Genomic DNA, 20563 nt, shown 5'->3' with positions numbered 1-20563 from the left:
CGCTATGGCATTTCAAATGATTTTAAACTTTGTACTTGCCTTCGTATGGATGTTCCTATCCTCTAATTACACAGCAACCGGCTTTATAATTGGGTTCTTAATGGGTATCATTCTGCTCATAATAATGCGAAGATTTTTTAAGTCTCGTCTTTATGTCTACCGACTATGGGCCATTTTAAAATTGACTTCGCTGTTCTTTAAAGAGTTAGTATTAGCGAATGTGCAAGTCCTGAAGGTAGTATTAAAGCCTAAATTGGACATGCAGCCTGCCTTTTTTGCTTACCCTACTGTATTAACGGAAGACTGGGAAATCACTTTACTATCCAGCCTTATTACTTTAACGCCCGGGACTGTAGTCGTACATGTATCCGATGATGCTAAAACATTATATGTACATGCTATTGATATAAACGATGTGGATGAGGCTGTTGCTTCCATTCGAGATTCATTTGAGAAAGCGATTTTGGAGGTGAGTAAATCATGACAACATTTATTATTGCAGTCATTGTAGTGATTTGCTTATCGATGATTGCGGTCATTTATCGAATGATTAAAGGACCTTCTGCATCTGACCGTGTTGTCGCCTTGGATTCACTGGGTGTCTCTCTTATTTCCTTGATTGGATTATTTTCAATACTAGTGGAAACAAGCTTCTTCCTTGAGATTATTTTATTACTAGCTATTTTATCATTTATTGGGACAGTTGCTTTCTCTAAATTCATAGAGAAAGGAGATATCATTAAACGTGACAATTCTCGCTAATAGTTTAGTTATTTTTTTCATTTCTGTTGGAGTACTTTTTATTGTCGTCACAGCCATTGGGCTTATCCGCCTACCTGATTTATATACGCGAGCACATGCTGCCTCAAAAAGTGCTACACTTGGTGTTATGTGCGTACTAATTGGTGTATTCTTTCACTTTTGGCTAATTGAAGATCATTTTAATCCACGTATATTATTAGGTATACTATTCCTCTTCATCACTGGCCCTGTTGGAGGACATATTATGACTCGATCCTCTTATATTGCTGGTGTAAAGCCTTGGAAAGGTACAGTACGTGATGAATTAGGCCCTGAAATTGACAGAATGAAAAAAGAACAAGATGTTCGATAAAACATATAAAAAATCTGCTCAATCATTATGAACGAGCAGATTTTTTTATTGGTTAGTTAAATATAGCCTTTGGCAGTTAAAATACTAGTCAACTGTTCCACACATTCTTCTACAGTATGATGTTCTGAATCTAAAATAATTTCTGGGTTTTCGGGTTCCTCATAAGGAGCGCTAATACCAGTAAAATTTGCAATCTCTGCTTTTCTAGCTTTTTTATATAGTCCCTTTGGATCCCTTTTTTCACATGTTTCTACTGAACACTTTACAAAGACTTCTATAAATTCACCATCTTCAACAAGCTCACGAACTACTTGACGATCTTCTCGATAAGGTGAAATAAATGCCGTTAGCACAATTTGACCGCTTTCTATAAAAAGCTTCGAAACTTCCCCTATACGACGGATGTTTTCTTTACGCCCTGACTCATCAAAACCTAAATCCTTATTTAAGCCATGACGGACATTATCGCCATCCAACACAAAAGCTTGATTACCCCTTTCATATAATTGACGGGCAAATGCATTGGCTATAGATGATTTTCCTGAAGCAGACAAACCCGTAAACCATAAAATAAAGCTTTGATGTTTATTTTGAGAGCGACGCTCATCTTTTGTAACAGAGGCTTCATGCCAAACAATATTTGAACTCATTTGACTACCTCCTTCTGCATGCCTTTTATTAGTACGTCTACTACCTCTTTACGGCTAAATGTACTTGGTGGTACTTCTCCATTGCGAAGCATCTCTCGTACTTTTGTACCTGATAAAATAATATGGGCAGAGCTATCATGGGGACAAGTTTTTGTAGTAGCCATCCCTTCACACTGCTGACAATAAAAACTATGCTCAAACTTCAATGGAATAATCCCTAATTCATCTTCCGTAAACTGTTCAAAGATTTTTTGGGCATCGTACGTGCCATAGTAATCCCCAACACCTGCATGATCTCTACCCACGATAAAATGTGTACAGCCATAATTTTTCCTTACAAGCGCATGGAAAATGGCCTCCCTTGGTCCTGCGTAACGCATAGCAGCTGGAAATACACCTAATTGCACACGATTTTCAGGATAGTAATTTTTCAATAAAATCTCATAGCTCTCCATACGGATAGCCGCAGATACATCATCCGATTTTGTTTCACCAACAAGAGGGTTTAAAAATAAACCATCTATCGTTTCAAGTGCTGCCTTTTGGATATATTCATGGGCCCGATGCACTGGGTTACGCGTTTGAAAGCCCACAATGGTTTGCCAACCCTTTGAAGCAAATAGTTGTCGGGTTTCCACTGGATCAAATGAATACGTAGGAAACTTTTGTGCTAGACGTTTAATTAACGTAATTTTTCCACCAACATATATGGCAGGACGTTCATGTAGCTTGTGAACTCCAGGATGTGCTAAATCCTCAGTGCCATAAACAAGTAAAGCCTCTTTTCGCTTATTCGGCTCAAAAATATCAGCCACCTGAATAACACCAAAAGTTTCACCTTGATAGACTAGTTTTACCTCTTCACCAGGTTGTAAGGTTGCTGCTTTCTCTTCCGTCACTGGGAGGGTAATTGGAATACTCCATACTATACCTGATACTAATCGACTTTTTTCCACCACAGATTCATAATCTGCTTGTGTTAAAAACCCTTGGATGGGACTGTAGCCTCCTATGGCAATTAACTCTAAATCACTCAAAGAAATGGCATCCAGCTCAATCTCCTTATGAATAGATGTTATTTCCTTATCGGGATGAAAAGCTTGCACAAGAAACCCTCCATGTGGTTGTAAACTCATATTATCTCCTCCTAATTCTAGTTAAATACTAAGTTTAATAGTAAGATCAACATCAATGATGTAGTAACACTAGTAAAATTAAATTCCCTCACCTGCATCATATATGGATTGCTCTTCTTCTCGAATGGTACGCATTAAACTAATAACTCCAAGCGTTCCAACGATAATGCTGCCATTTATAATAACCGCATATAGATCTTTTTCTAAAAACAACTGTACTAAAAAATAAGAAATGGCTAATGAAAAGATGGGGGATACAACCCATATACGAATAATCTTTTTCACAATATGCTTATGAAAAATTTGTTTTCCGTTTTTCGCCATTCCCATGCCGATAATAGAGGAAGATGTTACTTGCGTTAGTGGTACTGGAAGTCCAAAAATAGAGCTTATGCCTACGAGTAGCGCCCCAGTACTTGAAATTAAAATACCCTCTGCCTTTTGAAAACGCATAATTTTTTTACCGTTTGTTTCAAGAACTCGTTTACCAAGTAGGATAGCTCCTGCAGCTACAAATGCACCCCCAAGCATAATGCCGATAGTAACATCCAGCATGCCAGCACCTACCAGCGGCCCAACTGCATTCGCCACGTTATTCATACCTGCCGAAAAGGCTTCAAAAAATCCTGCTAATACAAGTAGAATCGTTAAAATCGGATGATCTTTTAATAGCCCCCTAAGTTGTAATTTATATAACAACTTCCCCAATATAAGGGCCATTACAAAAGCTATAAGTGGGACAATAACCCAAAAGGACATAATGACCAGCAAAGATTGGACGAATAACACTTTATAAGCTATTCCCACACCAACAACTGCGCCGACGGTAACCTCACTGGTAGATAATGGGATACCTAAAAGGTTGGCAAAAAATAAACTGCTTGTTGCAGAAATTAAAATAATGATAACAATTTTAACCGTAATGTACTCCTGAGGCATAATACCTGAGCTAATCGTTTTGACTACTTCTCCTCCGCCCAACACCGCTCCGCTATAAACGCCTATGGCGCATAATAATAATGCTTGCCAAGCCTTTTTAATAGCACCTGCCCCATAAGCAACTCCCATTGAAGCTGCTGCCCCACTTGCACCTATATTCATGGCAAAAAATAAACTAATAGCTATGGCAAAATATTCAAGCATGGCATAACTCCTTTATTCATGTAACCCACATTCTGTCTTCCCAGAGCCTTGCCATCTACCTGAACGTAAATCATCCATCGTAAATGCCGGCTTTGTACAATGCTCACAACCGATACTTGGATAGCCTTGATCATGCAACGGATTGTATGGCAGATTGTTTTTCGAGACATAGCGCCAAACATCCTTCCAAGTCCAATGGATAAGTGGGCAAACTTTAATCGACTTAAATTTATCATCACGATTAAGAAAATTTGTTTGTTGACGTGTTGGCGATTGTTCACGTCGTAAACCAGATATCCAAGCCTTTGTGCCTGAAAGGGCTTCATGTAGCGGCTTAATCTTGCGTATAGCACAGCATTGATTTGGATCTGACTTCCAAAGTTCTTCACCATATTGAGCTGCTTGTTGTTCAAGTGTGAGTGCAGACTTTTTCATCACAATGTTTAATTGTGGATATTTTTCTTTTACTCGCCGGATCGTTTCATAGGTCTCTTTAAAATGGACATCTGTATCTAAAAAGACAATGGTTGCATTTGGCTTTACCTTCGAAATGAGATCAATTAAGACTATGCCCTCAATCCCAAAGCTACAGGCATAAACTATTTCATTCCCATACTCTTGATAGCTCCATCGTAAAACCTCTAATGCTCCCCTATACATTTCATCAACTTGAAAATTAATGTTTGGTTCTTGCCAATTTGCATGTGTTAACATAGAATCCCCCTCATAGCAAAAAAAGGCGTTCTAACTAAAGACACCCAAAAAACATGCCTTTGTTAAAACGCCTCTAGTTTGACTAGCCAGCTCATTATTCAACGATTTTTCACTAGTAATTGCTACCTCGTTCTTTAATCGTTTTTCTTATTACCAAATATATACTAAAGTACACCAAGCAGTCAACTAGGTTTTTTCAAATATCTTATGCAATAAACCCATTTTTGACACTCTTAGTAGCATAAGATAAATGACAGCTAGGTAATCACCATGATTTTCAACATTTTATAATTCCTTGTTGACTAATAGGAAATATGTGTTTAATGTATTATCTAAAGCTTTGACACAACTACTAAAATGCTGATCAGAGGATCTGAAGGCCATCTACCTATGACGAATTATCGTTATGGGGGATGGCTTTTTGCATTCTTCAGCCAGAAAGGGAGCGACATAGAATGAAGAAAAGAAAGAATGTCTTTCAATCTTTGGCACTGCTTGCTGTATTAACTTTATCTGTAACAGGATGTAGTAGTGCTAACTCAAATGAAGATACAAGTGGCCAGGAAGGTAATAAGTCCGTTGAGCTATTAAATGTATCCTATGACCCAACACGCGAGCTTTACGATGAGTTCAATCAAGATTTTATAAAAAAGTGGAAGGATGAAACAGGGCAAGATGTCACGATTAAACAATCTCATGGAGGCTCAGGAAAACAAGGTAGAGCAGTGATTGATGGTCTTGAAGCAGACGTTGTCACCCTTGCTCTCGCCTATGATATTGATGAAATTGCCCAAACTCGTGAGCTGCTGAATAAAGATTGGCAAACCGAATTTGACCATAACTCTACTCCCTATACATCCACTATTGTCTTTTTAGTACGCAAGGGCAACCCGAAAGATATACAAGATTGGGATGATCTCATCAAAAAAGATGTATCCGTCATTACCCCTAACCCAAAAACATCTGGTGGTGCAAGGTGGAACTACCTAGCTGCTTGGGGCTATGCTGGAAAGTTATATAACAATGATGAAACAAAAATCAAAGAATTTATGAAATCACTATACAGCAATGTTGAAGTACTGGATTCTGGTGCCCGAGGTGCTACCACAACTTTTGTGGAACGCAAAATTGGGGATGTCTTAATTGCATGGGAAAATGAAGCTTACTTATCACTTCATGAATTAGGGAAGGACGAATTCGAAATAATTACTCCATCATTAAGTATTCTAGCGGAGCCACCAGTGGCGATTGTTGACAAAATCGTCGATAAAAAAGGAACACGGGAAGTAGCGGAGGCTTACTTACAGCATTTATATAGCGATACGGGTCAAGAAATTGCTGCCAAAAATTATTACCGCCCTCGCAACGAGGCTGTTCTAGCTAAATATAAAGACCAATTCCCACAGCTTGAACTTGTTTCAATCGATGATTTTGGTGGCTGGACCAAAGCACAAGCAACTCACTTTAAAGACGGCGGTACCTTTGATGAAATTTACTTGCCACAATAAGGAGTGTTCTGATGAGTAGTTTAACCCTGACGAAGAAATCACGTCGCATTATTCCAGGATTTCACCTATCTCTTGGATATACGATGTTATATGTTAGTTTACTAGTGTTATTACCACTTTCTATGATCTTTTTCCATACAATGTCCTTAAGCTGGACAGTGTTTCTTGATATTATCACTGATCCTCGTGCTGTTGCTTCCTATAAAGTTAGCTTTAGCACAGCCCTCATTGCAGGTCTATTAAATGTACTTTTCGGCACAATTATCGCATGGGTTCTGGTTCGCTACCAGTTCCCTTTTAAAAGAATGATGGATGGATTAGTAGATTTGCCTTTTGCTTTACCTACTGCTGTAGCAGGGATTGCTTTAACATCTCTCTACGCCCCCAATGGTTGGATTGGCCAGTTTTTTGATTTTAAAATTGCCTTTACGCCCCTTGGTATTATTATTGCCTTAACTTTTATTGGGCTTCCTTTCGTTGTACGAACAGTACAGCCAGTATTGCAAAATATTAGTGCTGAAGTTGAGGAGGCTTCTGCCAGCCTTGGAGCAAATCGTTTACAAACCTTTCGTAAAGTCATTTTGCCAGAGTTATTACCAGCCATATTAACGGGCTTTTCATTAGCCTTTGCTCGTGCTCTTGGTGAGTATGGCTCAGTTGTTTTCATTGCGGGAAATATGCCTATGAAAACCGAAATTACCCCTTTAATTATTATGACTAAACTTGAGCAATACGATTATGCTGGTGCCACTGCAATTGCGGTAGTCATGCTTGTTACTTCATTTATTTTATTATTAACCATTAACGTCATACAATGGCTAGCCAATCGTCGGTTTGTACATTAGGAGGAGCTTTATGGAACAATCAGCATTTATTCAACAGGCTAGTCCTGAAAAAAATAAGGTACCTAAGTCTGTCGCCCTACAGGAGCCTCGTGTTATTCGCTATACACTTACATGTATTGCACTAGTCTTTTTAGCTTTTTTTATCGTCCTGCCATTAGCTTCAATTTTTATTACAGCCTTTCAAAAAGGTGTGGATGTTTACTTGGCAGCTATCACACATCCAGATGCATTAGCTGCTATTAAGCTCACTTTAACAGTTGTAGCGATTGCTGTACCCCTAAATGCAATCTTTGGCGTAATGGCTGCATGGACCCTTACAAAATTTAAATTTAAGGGGAAAAATCTTTTACTAACCATTGTTGATTTACCTTTTGCGGTCTCCCCTGTTATCGCAGGTTTGGTATTTATTTTACTATTTGGATCGCAGGGATTATTTGGTGATTGGTTATTCGCCAAAGATATTAAAATTGTTTTTGCCCTACCAGGCATTGTCCTTGCGACGATATTTGTCACACTGCCCTTTGTTGCCCGTGAGCTAATACCTCTAATGCAAGCACAGGGAACGTCTGAGGAGGAGGCGTCGATTTCTCTTGGTGCGAGTGGCTTTAAGACCTTTTGGTACGTCACCTTACCCAATATTAAATGGGGTTTATTTTATGGTCTCATATTGTGTAATGCACGAGCTATAGGAGAATTTGGTGCAGTTTCAGTTGTATCTGGCCATATACGAGTCATGACGAATACAATGCCCCTTCATATTGAAATTCTCTATAATGAATATCAATTTTCAGCCGCCTTTGCTGTTGCATCCTTAATGAGTGTCATAGCTATCTTTACATTAATTTTAAAAGACATCATTGCATGGAAGTCCAAATCTAGCTAAAAGGAGATAATTAACATGAGTATTCAAATTCAAAATGTCTCGAAAATATACGGATCTTTTCAAGCATTAGAGGATATTTCTATTCATATTCAGTCAGGGGAGCTTGTTGCATTGCTCGGCCCCTCTGGATCAGGAAAAACCTCTCTATTACGTGTTATTGCAGGGCTGGAAACCACCGATACGGGTGATATTTTTTTTGATGGACATTCCATGACGGATCGACATCCAAAGGAACGTAATGTAGGCTTTGTGTTTCAGCATTATGCTCTATTTCGTCATATGACCGTCTTTGAAAATGTCGCTTATGGCCTAAAGGTTCGCCCTCGAAAAACTAGACCTACTAAGCAAGAAATACGAGACAAAGTGATGGAATTGCTACAATTAGTTAAACTTGAAAATTTCTCTGACCGCTATCCCACACAGCTTTCAGGTGGTCAGAGACAGCGTGTGGCACTAGCGAGAGCACTTGCAGTAGAGCCAAAAGTTCTTCTACTCGATGAGCCATTTGGAGCACTCGATGCAAAGGTTCGTAAGGAGTTGCGTCGCTGGCTACGAAAGTTACACGATGAATTTCATATTACAAGTATTTTTGTTACGCATGATCAAGAGGAAGCATTGGATGTAGCAGATCGCATAGTTGTCATGAACAATGGCAAAATTGAGCAAATCGGAAGTCCAGATGAAGTATATACGCATCCTAAAAGTCCATTTGTCTATGATTTTTTAGGGAACGTCAATCTTTTTAAAGGACGCTTACATAACGGTAAGCTGATGCACGGAGAAGTCGCACTGGATGTGCCTGATGTACAATCACATAGCAAGGATAATGTGATTGGCTATGTTCGCCCCCATGATATACAAATAGAAAAGGTAAATATTCCAGGTACGGTACCCGTCAAAATCAATCATATCCATCTGTTGGGACCTATTGTCCAAATTGAGCTACGCCGTGAGGATTTAGATGAATTTTTAGAGGCAGAATTATCAAAAGAACAGTTCCTTCACCTTCAGCTTGAAGTGGGTGATCATATATTTGTTAGGCCGAAGCAATTAAAGGTCTTTATCCCCGAAGATTACTCCATTTAAAAAACCATGTAGCAAATTTCTTTGCTACATGGCATTTATATTAGACGTGAAATTCTCTACCATCATAAACAGCCGTCACATATCCAGCACGAATGACAAAATCACCAAAATGCTCACCGACTAAACGTTCCTTCGCATAATGTACAAGAATTGGTCGGAGCTCCGCTAGTATCTCTTCCTCCCCTATATTTTCACGATAGATTTTATTCAATCGATTACCAGTAAAACTTGCCCCAAGATACAAATTATATTTTCCAGGACCTTTACCGATAAAGCCTATTTCAGCCATCGCTGCGCGGGAGCAACCATTTGGACAGCCTGACATCCGGATAACAATTTCTGTATCATTTAACCCTGTTTCATCAATGATTGTTTCTATTTTAGTAATAAGAGATGGCAAATAACGCTCCGCCTCTGCCATGGCTAAACCACAGGTTGGTAAGGAGACACAGGCAATAGAATTACGACGCAGTGCGGAATAATGTGCACCATCTGTCAGCTTATATTGCTCGATAATAGCAGCAATCTTTTTCTTTTTCTGTGGTGTTACATTACTAATCATTAAATTCTGGTTAGGTGTTAAACGAAAATCACCTGTATGCACCTTAGCTATTTCACGTAACCCTGTTAACAGCTTATAATCTTGGAAATCTTTAATGCGACCATTTTGAATAAATAGCGTATAATGCCATTTACCCTCAGCCCCTTTAATCCAACCGAACTCATCTCCTGTACGCTCAAACGTATAAGGACGTGCCTCTTGAATGCTCCAACCCAAACGTCTAGTTAGTTCTTCGTTAAACCATTCTAGTCCTCTCGCATCAATCGTATATTTGAAACGTGCATTTTTACGGACAGAGCGATTCCCATAATCCCGCTGAATTGTTATAATCTTTTCTGCTGTTTCCAATAGTTTATCAGGTGTAATAAAGCCAATTTCTCGCGCAAGCTGTGGATAGGTAGCATGATCTCCATGCGTCATCCCCATTCCTCCACCAACAGCTACATTAAAGCCAATAAGCTTTTCATCTTCTACGATCGCGATAAGCCCGATATCTTGTGAAAACACATCGACATCATTACTTGGCGGAATCGCAATGGCAATTTTAAATTTACGTGGCAAATATTGTGCTCCATAAATCGGTTCAATTTCATCATCCTGACTGTCTATGACCTTTTCTCCGTCTAACCATAATTCATGGTATGCACGTGTACGAGGTAGTAAATGCTCACTTAGTTTAGCAGACCAGTTATAAACTTCTTCATGTAATGCTGACTGATTTGGATTTACATTACACATGACATTACGGTTTACATCCCCGCAGGCAGCAAGAGAATCCAATAACACTTCATTAATTTCTTGCATATATTTTTTGACATTCCATTTTAAAATGCCGTGTACCTGAAACGCTTGACGTGTCGTTAGTTTTAAGGAGCCATTGCCATACTTTGTAGCCATTTCATCCATGACCAGCCATTGAGCTGGAGTAGCCGCTCCTCCAGGTGTTCGTACACGTACCATGAATTGATAGGCAGGCTCTAGTTTTTGTCGTTGTCGTTCATTGCGAAGGTCTCGGTCATCCTGTAGGTAACTACCATGGAATTTCATTAAACGATTGTCATCCTCAGGAATACCAGAACTTAATGGATCATTCATAGTCCGTTCAAGTGTCCCACGAAGATAGTTACTTTCAGTCTTAATGCGCTCTACATCACTTGGTTTCCCTGATTGTGGAGGCAAAACAATTTTCTCTGTCATTCTTTATCGCTCCTTTAACCTCTCCAGAGGCTCCGCTTGCTAGCAAATAGTCATCTTTCTACAAGGAAATTTTTTTCCCGAATACAGTTAATAAACATCCCGCTGGTATCGTTTTTGTTGCTTTAGTTCTTGTACAAAGGCTTTTGCTTGCTCAGACGATTTTTGCCCCTGCTGTTCTATAATACGGTGAATAGTTGCATCCACATCGGCTGCCATTGATTTCTCATCGCCACATACATAAATGACAGCACCTTGTTCAAGCCATTCATAAAAATTTGCCGCATTCTCTTCTATTTTGTGTTGAACATAGATTTTTTTATCGGTATCACGTGAGAAGGCTATATGCATTTGGCTTAAAGTACCAGAAGCTAGCCAGCGTTGCCAATCTGTTTGATAGAGGAAGTCTGTAACAAAATGCTGATCCCCAAAAATGAGCCAAGCTTTACCCACAACCCCTAACTCTTCTCGTTCCTCTAGAAAAGCTCGATATGGGGCTATACCTGTGCCAGCACCAATCATAATTATTGGTGTTTCCTTCTGCTCTGGTAGTCTGAAATTTGGATTTTTATGAACATAGATTGGTAATGTATCGCCAATTTGAAGGTCCGCCACACTACCTGAACAAACTCCCAGACGTTGTCGACCGTTCGTCTCATAGCTTACCTTGCTAATCGTTAAATGTACCTCATCATTATTCGCCAATTGGCTACTTGCAATAGAATACAGTCGTGATGGAATTTTTCGCAAAATGTCCACGAATTGCTGCGCACTCCATGTGAAAGGAGCAAAATCCTCTACAACATCAAGTAAATCCCTTCCTTTGGCATAATCCTTCCACGCATTAGGTTCTTCCAATAACCTTGAAAACTCATTATGTTCTGTGTAAGCCTTAATTTTTTCAAGAACAGGCTTAGATAACACTGTAATTTCCAATCTTTTTTGTAAAGCATTTTTTAAGGACAAGATTTCATCAAAAACAGTCACCTCAGTAGCTGGATCAAATTGCAGAGCTCCCAGTAATGCATCGACTAATGATTCACTATTCTCTGGTTGAATACCAATGCTGTCCCCCGGCTCAAATTGAAAATTAGCACCTTCAATGGATAATTCTAAATGTCGTGTTTCTTTGTTGGATCCACGACCATTTAGATTAATATTTTCTAACACTTCAGCGTAAAATGGATTTTTTCTTGAATATGTAGTAGCTCCTAGGATTTCATCGCTCTCTGTTGAAGTTACCGATATTGCAGTAGCTTGTTTGAGAAATTCTTGTTGAACCGCTGAGAACCATTGTGCAGCCGCGTCATCATAATCCACATCACAATCTGTACGAGGAACCATTCTTGTTGCACCTAGTTTAGCAAATTGCTCATCAAAGTCTTTACCTGTTTTGCAGAAAAATTCATAGGAACTATCCCCTAATGCCAGTACCGAATATTGAAGATGCTCTAATTTTGGTGCTCGTTTACTATGCAAAAATTCATAGAATTGAATCGCCTGATCTGGCGGATCACCCTCACCATGTGTACTCACAATAAGTAATAGATTTGTGATTTTCTTTAAGTTACTTGCTTTAAATTTCCCTAATGATGAGACAGTAACGTCTACGTTTTGAGCCTCTAATAGAGATGCATATTTTTCAGCTAGCCCTTGACTATTACCAGTTTGCGACCCATATAAAATCGTCATCGTTTTCGTAATCGATTGAGTTGTAGCTGGAGCAGTTACAACTATGGGCTCCTGAGTAGCTTGTGCTGCACTTAAATAACCGTTTAACCAAATTTTTTGCTCCAGTGTTAATTGAGGTAAAAGTTCGTTTAATAATTTTACCTGCTCTTCATTAAATGGACTGTTTATAACTTGCAGTTTCAATCTTTGCCACCTCGCGAATCATCATCATTTCATCCTCTAAAAAAATTATCGGAGTCTTATTTTTTCTTTTTTTTCGATTTGAACCACATAAGAGTTTTGAACAATCAATGTAATCGAACCATGGTTCACAGTATTTAGCATTTGGCGGACATTATCTAATGCTAGATTTACATTTTCAAGCCTTTTATCTACCATTACGAAACACCTTCCTCTTTGAAATGTAGTAATTCATTAATACGTTCCACTAACACTTTTTTTACATTGACGTCATAACCCAAGCTTTCACATAACACCATGTTGTTGTTTGATAACCCTTGTAATCGTTTTGCAATGCTTTGCCGTAAAATACCTGTAAATAAGAGATACGGCACAATAAAAACTTGATGCTGCCTCTCTTTTTCTTGCTGGAGCCAGTCATCAAAACTCGGACCCATTCCATATAAGAAGCAAGTATCTACTGTTTGATAGTTGTATTTCATTCGCAACCTTGCTGCAATTTCAGCTAAATCTCTCTTTACGGCCGGATCACTACTGCCACGTCCTATTAGTAAAACACTGGCTTCATGCTTAGGCTGCTGCTTTTCAAGAATTCTAGCCTGTAACGAGTCGATGATTCGTTCATGAATGCCTAATGGCTCACCATAGGAAAATAGGATATGTGGAAAGAGCTTTTGAGCTTTTGCAATTTCTATTGGAATATCCTCCTTTGCATGCTGTGCAGCTAGCAGTAGAATGGGTACAATAGCAATCCTAGTTGCCCCTTGTCTAACACAGTTTGCAATCCCCTCTCCAATGGTGGGTGTTGCAAGCTCCAAAAAGCATATTTCCTGAATAGAAACCTGAACCTCTTGTTGAACCCCTTGTAAAAAAGCTACAGCTTGATCTACGCCTGCCTTAACACGACTACCATGGGCAATATATAAAATAGCCTGCATAAAGTCACATCCTTATCCCGTAACTTGAATTGGTTGTGGACCGTTATGCTCGAACCATTGAATAGTTTCTCTTAATCTCACAACCTCCCCAACTAAAATGATACTCGGGTTCTGAATATTTTCTGTTTGAACGATTTCTTCAATTGTCGCTAAAGTACCCGTAACCGTTTTTTGCTTAGCAGTAAAAGTTCCCCAATGAATAACAGCTACAGGCGTTTCTTCTCCACGCCCATATTGGAGAAGTTGCTGTCGGATGTACGGCAGATTACCTACCCCCATATAAATAGCAATCGTATCGATCCCTTTCGCAAGACTTTCCCAACGTATTGCATCATCTTTTCCTTCCTGCATATGTCCAGTAACCATGGCAAAACTTGAGCCTAGGTCCCGATGTGTCACAGGAATTCCTGCATAAGCAGGGGCTGCTATACCTGAAGTAATCCCTGGTACAATTTCAAATGGGATATGATGCTTGACTAGCACTTCAGCCTCCTCTGCCCCTCTTCCGAAGACAAATGGGTCACCTCCCTTTAATCTGGTAACGATTAATCCTTGCTGTGCATAACTGACAAGTGTTTGGTTAATATGTTCCTGAATCATGGCATGTTGTTGTGGCAGTTTTCCGCAAAATATCAATTGAGCATCTTGTTTAGCATAGTTTAATAGCTCTTTATTAATGAGTCTGTCGTATAAAATGACATCTGCACATTCAATACAACGTAATCCCTTGACCGTAATGAGATCAACATCTCCAGGACCAGCACCAACGATATATACTTTCCCCATTCCATTTCACTCCTTCTATTCGTTGTGCCCGCGTCATAGGGTCCAGTTTTTTAGTTAACGAGTAGTTATCACCACACCCTTTGACATCTGCAAGAGGCGATGTCCCCATTGGGTGGACATTTGAACAAAGCTTTTGATTCTTCCTATAGAGGAAAAATTTTCTATAAACAAGATAAAGAAAAAAGGCCAATATTATCCCTAGGCACAAAAATGCCTATGGAGAATAAAAGCCTCTAGTTTGCTAGTCAGCTACTTATTTAATTCTTAGTAATATAATAAGAATAATAAATAATTTAGTATATTCTGTCAACACAAAATTTGATACTTCCTCCACATAACAAAAAAACCAGTTGCCGATTTTTGAATAGGCAACTGGTTTTTTCATTTTATGTTCTTACCAAGGTCTACGATACCGTGGTCCTGGTCGGTAAAATGGACCAGGTGGATACGGCCGATAGTTTGGATAATATGGATTGTAAGGATATTGATTAAATTGAGAGCCAAGGAAACTTCCTAAAAAGCCACCAAAAAACGGTGCACCGAATGGCCAAATAAAACCTCCAAATCCTCCTCCTGGGTAACCTCCGAAATTACGCATATGCTACCTCCCTTTTTACTTTATCGTATGAAGGAAGATACATCTATCATATGTACAATGCCTATTCTATCGGGATAAGTACTTAAAATGCAAAGAAACAGCGGGAAGACAACCCCGCTGTTTCAAATGCTCTCTTATTTTTCTTCTCCTAAACGTTGCACAAAATTAGCGAGTGTACGTACCATTACACCTGTCCCACCTTTAGGACCTAGATCGTGTGCAGCTACTGCATCTGATGTTCCAGCAATATCAAGGTGAATCCAAGGTGTTTCACCAACAAACTCGCCGACAAAGCCCCCACCAAAAATCATATGACCATCACGGCCAGGTGAATTGTTTAAATCTGCCACATCAGATTTACGAATTCTCTTTTTATCACTCTCTGTTAAAGGCATGCGCCAAACAAATTCATCCGTTTCCCCTGCTGCTTCCATAAATGCTGCAAAAAATTCATCATCATTAGAAAGAGCACCTGTTTTATCCATACCTAGCGCAGTAATAACGCCTCCTGTTAAAGTAGCTACATCAATAAGTGATGCAGCCCCCTGCTGCTTTGCATATGTAGTTGCATCTGCCAGAACTAAACGTCCTTCTGCATCTGTATTTAATACTTCAACTGTTTTTCCACTATACGTTGTAATTACGTCATCTGGTTTAAATGCTGTGTCAGATACCATATTATCAGTAGATCCGATAACGGCTACTACATTTTTATTTGGACGTAATTCACCGATAATTTTCATAGCACCGAGCACTGCTGCTGCACCGCCCATATCGCCTTTCATCCCAACCATTGAGTCCTTTGGTTTTAAGGAATAGCCACCTGTATCATATGTTACACCTTTACCAACGAGACCAATTGGATTTTCAAAATCATCAGTCGCTTTATATTTTAATGTGATTAATCGAGGTTCCTCATAAGAGCCTTGGTTGACACTTAAAATACCGCCCATTCCAAGTTCTTCTAATTGCGCTTTACCTAAAATCTCTACTTCAAAGTTATATTCGCTTGCCAGAGATTCCGCATAGTTTGCTAAATCAGTTGCTGTTAGTAAATTCGGTGGTAAATTAATGAGACTACGTGCCTCATTTACTGCATCCGCATAAATGACGCCGACCTCGAAGCCTGCTACAACTTCATCTAAATCCCCTGCTGTTGTCACAAGATGAACAGCTTCAATACGTTTATCCACTTCGTTTGAAGTTGTTTTGTAATGAGGAATAGAATAATAGCCTAGACCAATTCCCTCACCTGCTAAGAAAGCTACATCTGTCACTGAGATTGTTTCCGTTGTAAATGACTCAAGCCAGATCGAATACTCTTTCACTTTTAAAGCCCTTAACTCTTTCCCAACTAAACCAAAGGCTGCTCGAACATCCCCTTCTGTTAAGTTTTTACGCTCATCCAGCCCTACAAATAAAATACGTTTTAGATTGGCATGCTCCTTCACAAATGGTAACTTCGTTAACTTCTTAAGATCAGTTGACACATCTCCCGCGCTAACCCACATATCAAGAGATTCACCATAAAAAGATGAAAAGCTTGTCCAATTCTGCATTTGTTCACGGTGTTTTGTGACACCCACCACTAATAATTCAGTCGAAATCGTTTCAAATGTCTTTGCTTCTTTTAAAATATTCATGTAAATTCCTCCATTCCATCTCCTATTATAACGAAGTTTCTGAAAAGCGCGTAATATTTGCCTATATCTTCTTTTAGAAAATAATGAATGTTATAATAAAAGCAATTATTTGCGAAGGTTGTGATGAATATGAGTTTACTCCAAAACACCCCATTACTGATTGCCCTCTTTTCAGTTATCTTTGCTCAGTTTGTCAAGATTCCCATTCATTTTCTAATGACCAGACAGGTGAAATGGAGCCTCTTTACTTCTACAGGTGGAATGCCTAGCTCTCACTCCGCTTCTGTTACTGGACTGGCAACCTCTATTGCCTATGAGACAGGTTTAGCATCCCCAATTTTTGCGGTAGCCGCTATGTTTTCCATCATTGTTATGTACGATGCCAGCGGTGTACGTTACCAAGCTGGGCAACATGCTGCGATTTTAAATCAATTGCGTAAGGATTTCCAAACACTACTTCATGATTTAAAAAAATGGCCTCAGATGGATGGGCAAGAGAAAATGGAGGAATTAAAAACGTTATTAGGACACAAACGAAGCGAAGTATTTTTTGGGGCTCTCACAGGTATTTTTATCGCCATCATAACCTACGAATTTTTCATATGATAGCTAAGCACATCCTTTTAATAATGAAGGATGTGTTTTTATCGAATAAAAAAAGTACTCTTCTTTCATTCAATAGAAAGAAGAATACTGAGCAAATTAGAACATGCGATATCCACTTTTTCGTAAATAAATCATCACAATACCTGCAACGATTGAGCCTGCCAAGCCGCCTGATAAAATAGCAATATCTACAAACTGAAGAGCTTGTAATTTATCGATTAACGCTGGAAATGCAGAACCTGGCTTGAAAATATAATCTAAGAAGCTTACTTCATCCACGATAAAGATCACAACAATTGGATATACAATCGCCATTAACCACGTCATACGTAACAGCATGTTTAATAAGAATCCGATACCAAAGAACATGACGAAAAATAACAAAATAGAAATGATTAACTGTACTAATGAAACTGGACCATCCATGTATGTATAACCTCCGTTTTCCTCTCATTAGTTTACATGATTACGACAACGCTTTCAATGAACATATCCTTGTTTTCGCTTGTTCGACATATTTAGGAAATCATTTTCATCGATTGTGATTAATCAGGGATATTTTATCCTAGCAAATACCACAAAAACTATTGAAGACAATTTCTTATCTACAATAGTTTCTTCTCTTACATTATGAAGTTGATTGAGTTAATACAAACTTTTGAGATTTCCACAGCTGTGCCCATTTCTTAAAGGCTGAAATAACGATGAGTAGCCCAAGCATCAGCATAATAACGGATAAGATGCCGTTTAACATATTGAAGCCGGCTGCTGCTGGATTCCAATAAACATTTTTAATCATCCAATAGCCTGCAACATTCACAGTGATATATAAATAAGTTAATGGGATAAAACAAGTTAGTGCATAGATTCGTTTATCTGCCACCTTCAGTACCATCGTCACTCCACATACTAAACCAATTGCTGCCATGAGCTGATTAGAAACACCGAATAATACCCAAATGGAGCTAATATCCCCTGAATACAATAAGTAACCCCACATAAAGCAAGCCAGTGCACTAGCAAAAATTGTGCCCGGTATCCAATTAGTTCGCTTCAATGGCTTATAAACATTGCCCCCAAAGTCTTGAATTAAATAGCGTGCCACTCGTGTTCCTGCATCTATCGCTGTTAGAATAAACACAGCCTCAAACATAATGACAAATTGATAGAAATAGGAGGATAACTCCGCAAACCAAGGAATACCTGTAAAAATATCCGTCATTCCGACAGCTAATGTCACGGCTCCTCCTGTTCGTCCCTCTAAGTCCATTCCAATACTTTGAGATAATGCTTGTAAATGAACAGGCTCCATTCCTAATGTAGCAAAAACTGCTGGCGCTGAGTTAATAGCAAAATAGTCTGCCGGATGAAGAGCCGTAGCTGCAATCAATGCCATCACACCTACTAACGACTCAACTAACATTGCTCCAAAGCCAACAATTCGAATATCTTCCCAACGGTCAATCATTTTAGGTGTCGTTCCTGAGCCTACAAAGGCATGGAAGCCAGAAATAGCTCCACAGGCAATCGTAATGGATACAAATGGCCACACAGGACCAGCAATTACCGGACCTCCACCATGAATAAACTCTGTAAATGGTGGGAACTGAATAGCTGGGTTAACGAAAAATACGCCAATAATTAAAGCGATGAACACCCCTATTTTCATAAAACTACTTAAATAATCACGTGGAGCCAATAATAGCCACACAGGCAATGCCGCCGCAAAAAATGCATAGATAGGTAAAATAATTGCTAATGTATCACGATCAAATGTTAAAAAATCACCAAATGCAGTTCCTTGAATAAGCGGTCCAATAAATACACCTATCATTAATAAAATAAACCCAACTGCTGACGTGGCAAGTAAATTGCCTGTTTTACGATAAGCAATACCTACAAGCATAGCAATTGGAATGGTGATCCCTACGGCAAACGTCCCCCATGGATTTCGTTCTAAAGCTCCTAAAACCACCATAGATAGACCTGCCATTGTAATTGTAATAATAAACAGCATCGCAAGGCCTGTACAGAAGCCAGCTATCGGGCCGAGCTCTTCCTTCATCACTTCTGATAAAGACTTCCCACCATGGCGCATAGAAGCAAATAATACCACTGCATCATGTACAGCTCCCCCAATGACCGCCCCTATCAATAACCATAGAAGGCCAGGTAAGTAACCAAATTGAGCAGCTAAAATCGGCCCTACCAATGGGCCCGCAGCAGCGATTGCTGCAAAGTGATGACCAAAGGTTACCCATTTATTCGTCGGAACATAGTCTTTACCATCTTCCAAAGCGTGGGCGGGCGTGGGCGTATCATCTTTTATTTTGAGTACCTTTTTTGTAAAAAATATGCCATACAAACGATAGCTAATCACCAAAACACAAATAGAACCTATCACAATTGTAATCGCATTCATATCAACACCCCTTATACTTTTTCCACATCATAGCAAAGGAATGTCCACTATATTCACAAAATTAACTGAAATGTCAGAATTAAAAGTTGAAACGTAGTATTCTTCTGTTGAAATGCAATTATCTCGATAGGTCAAAAATTTTTCGTACATCCTTCATATAGAGCCTACTGACTGGAATGGAATGTCTGTTGTACAATATTAAATTATATTTAGAGCTACTCCAAGGCTCTAGTTCCACAATATGCTCTAAATTCACGATAAACGCACGATGGACACGCACAAATCCTTTTAATGTCAACTTCTTTTCTAATGCTGCCAATGACTCCGAAGCAAAAAACCTCCCTTGCTCTGTCACAACCACCGTTTTACTGTCCTCCGATGTACAATATAAAATATCCTGTATTTTCATTAATAAAATTCGATCGTTGACATAAACCGTTAATTTATCAAGCTTGTCCAGCTGTGAAACTTTTATTTCTTCTATTGTTTTCACCTGTGCGGCTCTTCTTTTAGCTACTAACTTTTCTACTGCAGCTTGTACTCTCTGTGCTTCGAAAGGTTTCAAAATATAATCAAAAGCATTGACCTCGAATGCCTGTAATGCGTATTCATCAAAGGCAGTAGCAAAAATAATTTCTGGTTTTTGTTCATGCAACAGTAATTGCTTAGCCAAATCGAGCCCATTATTCATGCCTAACTCAATATCCAAAAATAAACAATCTACTTGTTCATACTGTGTCGTATGGTAGAATTCCTCTAGACTTTCAGATTCACCACAAATATTTACTAACGCTGTTTGCTCTAATAAATAGCGCAATTCAGCACGTGCCAACGGTTCATCATCCACAATATATACATTCACT

The 20563-nt window shown here is 39.0% G+C and carries 22 protein-coding genes; 8 read left to right on the top strand and 14 right to left on the bottom strand.

Annotation, left to right across the window (positions count from 1 at the left end; genetic code table 11):
• Positions 1 to 4 precede the first annotated feature (4 nt).
• Genes ACP3VS_RS21120 through mnhG form a run of 3 tightly spaced genes read left to right on the top strand, consistent with a single transcriptional unit; the run spans position 5 to position 1114 of the window.
• Positions 5 to 484: a Na+/H+ antiporter subunit E gene (locus ACP3VS_RS21120; protein ID WP_012292378.1), complete on the top strand. Its 480-nt coding sequence runs from the start codon at positions 5 to 7 to the stop codon at positions 482 to 484.
• Entirely contained in the window at positions 481 to 762 is a 282-nt protein-coding gene (locus tag ACP3VS_RS21115; protein ID WP_012292377.1) for a Na(+)/H(+) antiporter subunit F1, read from the top strand. Before ACP3VS_RS21120 ends, ACP3VS_RS21115 begins: the two co-directional genes overlap by 4 nt.
• A complete protein-coding gene (gene mnhG / locus ACP3VS_RS21110) occupies positions 746 to 1114 on the top strand; it encodes a monovalent cation/H(+) antiporter subunit G (protein ID WP_012292376.1) in 369 nt (122 codons plus the stop codon). Before ACP3VS_RS21115 ends, mnhG begins: the two co-directional genes overlap by 17 nt.
• Positions 1115 to 1170: 56 nt before the next feature.
• On the opposite strand, the gene cysC is transcribed toward mnhG, so the two are convergent.
• The 4 genes from cysC to ACP3VS_RS21090 all read right to left on the bottom strand — a co-directional run bounded on the left by cysC (position 1171) and on the right by ACP3VS_RS21090 (position 4757).
• Positions 1171 to 1764, bottom strand: coding sequence for an adenylyl-sulfate kinase (gene cysC, locus ACP3VS_RS21105; RefSeq protein WP_012292375.1), 594 nt, complete (start codon positions 1762 to 1764; stop codon positions 1171 to 1173).
• A complete protein-coding gene (sat, locus tag ACP3VS_RS21100; RefSeq protein WP_031418541.1) occupies positions 1761 to 2900 on the bottom strand; it encodes a sulfate adenylyltransferase in 1140 nt (379 codons plus the stop codon). The genes cysC and sat overlap by 4 nt, the downstream gene beginning before the upstream one ends.
• A gap of 78 nt (positions 2901 to 2978) precedes the next feature.
• Positions 2979 to 4043, bottom strand: a complete 1065-nt coding sequence (locus ACP3VS_RS21095; protein ID WP_031418542.1) for an inorganic phosphate transporter — start codon at positions 4041 to 4043, stop codon at positions 2979 to 2981.
• Positions 4044 to 4055: 12 nt separating this feature from the next.
• On the bottom strand, positions 4056 to 4757 hold the full coding sequence (locus ACP3VS_RS21090; protein WP_012292372.1) for a phosphoadenylyl-sulfate reductase: 702 nt from the start codon (positions 4755 to 4757) through the stop codon (positions 4056 to 4058).
• A gap of 455 nt (positions 4758 to 5212) precedes the next feature.
• On the opposite strand from ACP3VS_RS21090, the gene ACP3VS_RS21085 reads away from it, so the two are divergent.
• From ACP3VS_RS21085 to ACP3VS_RS21070, 4 genes are read left to right on the top strand one after another with little or no spacing between them, the layout of a single operon-like run.
• Positions 5213 to 6265 carry a sulfate ABC transporter substrate-binding protein gene (locus ACP3VS_RS21085; protein WP_036217952.1) on the top strand — a complete coding sequence of 351 codons (1053 nt, stop codon included), beginning with the start codon at positions 5213 to 5215 and terminating at the stop codon, positions 6263 to 6265.
• 11 nt (positions 6266 to 6276) lie between these two features.
• Positions 6277 to 7110 carry a sulfate ABC transporter permease subunit CysT gene (gene cysT / locus ACP3VS_RS21080; protein ID WP_012292370.1) on the top strand — a complete coding sequence of 278 codons (834 nt, stop codon included), beginning with the start codon at positions 6277 to 6279 and terminating at the stop codon, positions 7108 to 7110.
• 10 nt (positions 7111 to 7120) lie between these two features.
• Entirely contained in the window at positions 7121 to 7993 is an 873-nt protein-coding gene (cysW, locus tag ACP3VS_RS21075; RefSeq protein WP_426389878.1) for a sulfate ABC transporter permease subunit CysW, read from the top strand.
• Positions 7994 to 8008: 15 nt separating this feature from the next.
• The gene (locus ACP3VS_RS21070; protein WP_036160565.1) at positions 8009 to 9079 is read left to right on the top strand and encodes a sulfate/molybdate ABC transporter ATP-binding protein; all 1071 of its coding nucleotides are present in this window, start codon (positions 8009 to 8011) and stop codon (positions 9077 to 9079) included.
• Between the two features lie 40 nt (positions 9080 to 9119).
• Here the strand turns inward: ACP3VS_RS21070 and cysI are convergent, their stop codons facing one another.
• The 7 genes from cysI to ACP3VS_RS21035 all read right to left on the bottom strand — a co-directional run bounded on the left by cysI (position 9120) and on the right by ACP3VS_RS21035 (position 16672).
• Positions 9120 to 10838, bottom strand: coding sequence for an assimilatory sulfite reductase (NADPH) hemoprotein subunit (cysI, locus tag ACP3VS_RS21065; RefSeq protein WP_036217946.1), 1719 nt, complete (start codon positions 10836 to 10838; stop codon positions 9120 to 9122).
• A gap of 87 nt (positions 10839 to 10925) precedes the next feature.
• Complete coding sequence (locus ACP3VS_RS21060) at positions 10926 to 12710, bottom strand: assimilatory sulfite reductase (NADPH) flavoprotein subunit (RefSeq protein ID WP_031418548.1); 1785 nt, start codon at positions 12708 to 12710, stop codon at positions 10926 to 10928.
• A 45-nt stretch (positions 12711 to 12755) separates the two neighbouring features.
• Complete coding sequence (locus tag ACP3VS_RS21055) at positions 12756 to 12905, bottom strand: YezD family protein (RefSeq protein ID WP_012292365.1); 150 nt, start codon at positions 12903 to 12905, stop codon at positions 12756 to 12758.
• Positions 12905 to 13645, bottom strand: coding sequence for a sirohydrochlorin chelatase (locus tag ACP3VS_RS21050; protein ID WP_012292364.1), 741 nt, complete (start codon positions 13643 to 13645; stop codon positions 12905 to 12907). Before ACP3VS_RS21050 ends, ACP3VS_RS21055 begins: the two co-directional genes overlap by 1 nt.
• 12 nt (positions 13646 to 13657) lie before the next feature.
• The gene (gene cobA / locus ACP3VS_RS21045) at positions 13658 to 14431 is read right to left on the bottom strand and encodes a uroporphyrinogen-III C-methyltransferase (protein WP_012292363.1); all 774 of its coding nucleotides are present in this window, start codon (positions 14429 to 14431) and stop codon (positions 13658 to 13660) included.
• 394 nt (positions 14432 to 14825) lie between these two features.
• Positions 14826 to 15029, bottom strand: a complete 204-nt coding sequence (locus ACP3VS_RS21040; protein ID WP_012292362.1) for a hypothetical protein — start codon at positions 15027 to 15029, stop codon at positions 14826 to 14828.
• 134 nt (positions 15030 to 15163) lie between these two features.
• Positions 15164 to 16672, bottom strand: coding sequence for a leucyl aminopeptidase (locus ACP3VS_RS21035; RefSeq protein WP_036217942.1), 1509 nt, complete (start codon positions 16670 to 16672; stop codon positions 15164 to 15166).
• A 123-nt stretch (positions 16673 to 16795) separates the two neighbouring features.
• Here ACP3VS_RS21035 and ACP3VS_RS21030 point away from each other — a divergent pair, with 123 nt between their 5' ends.
• Positions 16796 to 17278, top strand: a complete 483-nt coding sequence (locus ACP3VS_RS21030; RefSeq protein WP_036160560.1) for a divergent PAP2 family protein — start codon at positions 16796 to 16798, stop codon at positions 17276 to 17278.
• A 96-nt stretch (positions 17279 to 17374) separates the two neighbouring features.
• Here ACP3VS_RS21030 and ACP3VS_RS21025 read toward each other — a convergent pair whose 3' ends face one another.
• The 3 genes from ACP3VS_RS21025 to ACP3VS_RS21015 form a co-directional block, all read right to left on the bottom strand.
• Positions 17375 to 17704, bottom strand: coding sequence for a YuiB family protein (locus tag ACP3VS_RS21025; protein ID WP_012292359.1), 330 nt, complete (start codon positions 17702 to 17704; stop codon positions 17375 to 17377).
• A gap of 202 nt (positions 17705 to 17906) precedes the next feature.
• Positions 17907 to 19700, bottom strand: coding sequence for a carbon starvation CstA family protein (locus ACP3VS_RS21020; RefSeq protein WP_031418550.1), 1794 nt, complete (start codon positions 19698 to 19700; stop codon positions 17907 to 17909).
• A 118-nt stretch (positions 19701 to 19818) separates the two neighbouring features.
• The gene (locus ACP3VS_RS21015) at positions 19819 to 20562 is read right to left on the bottom strand and encodes a LytR/AlgR family response regulator transcription factor (RefSeq protein ID WP_036166466.1); all 744 of its coding nucleotides are present in this window, start codon (positions 20560 to 20562) and stop codon (positions 19819 to 19821) included.
• Position 20563 lies beyond the last annotated feature (1 nt).

The organism is Lysinibacillus sp. VIII_CA, from assembly GCF_049943995.1.
Classification (GTDB): Bacteria; Bacillota; Bacilli; order Bacillales_A; family Planococcaceae; genus Lysinibacillus; species Lysinibacillus pinottii.
The sequence above is the reverse complement of the archived record's forward strand: the minus strand, read 5'-3'. Positions and strand labels throughout refer to the sequence as shown.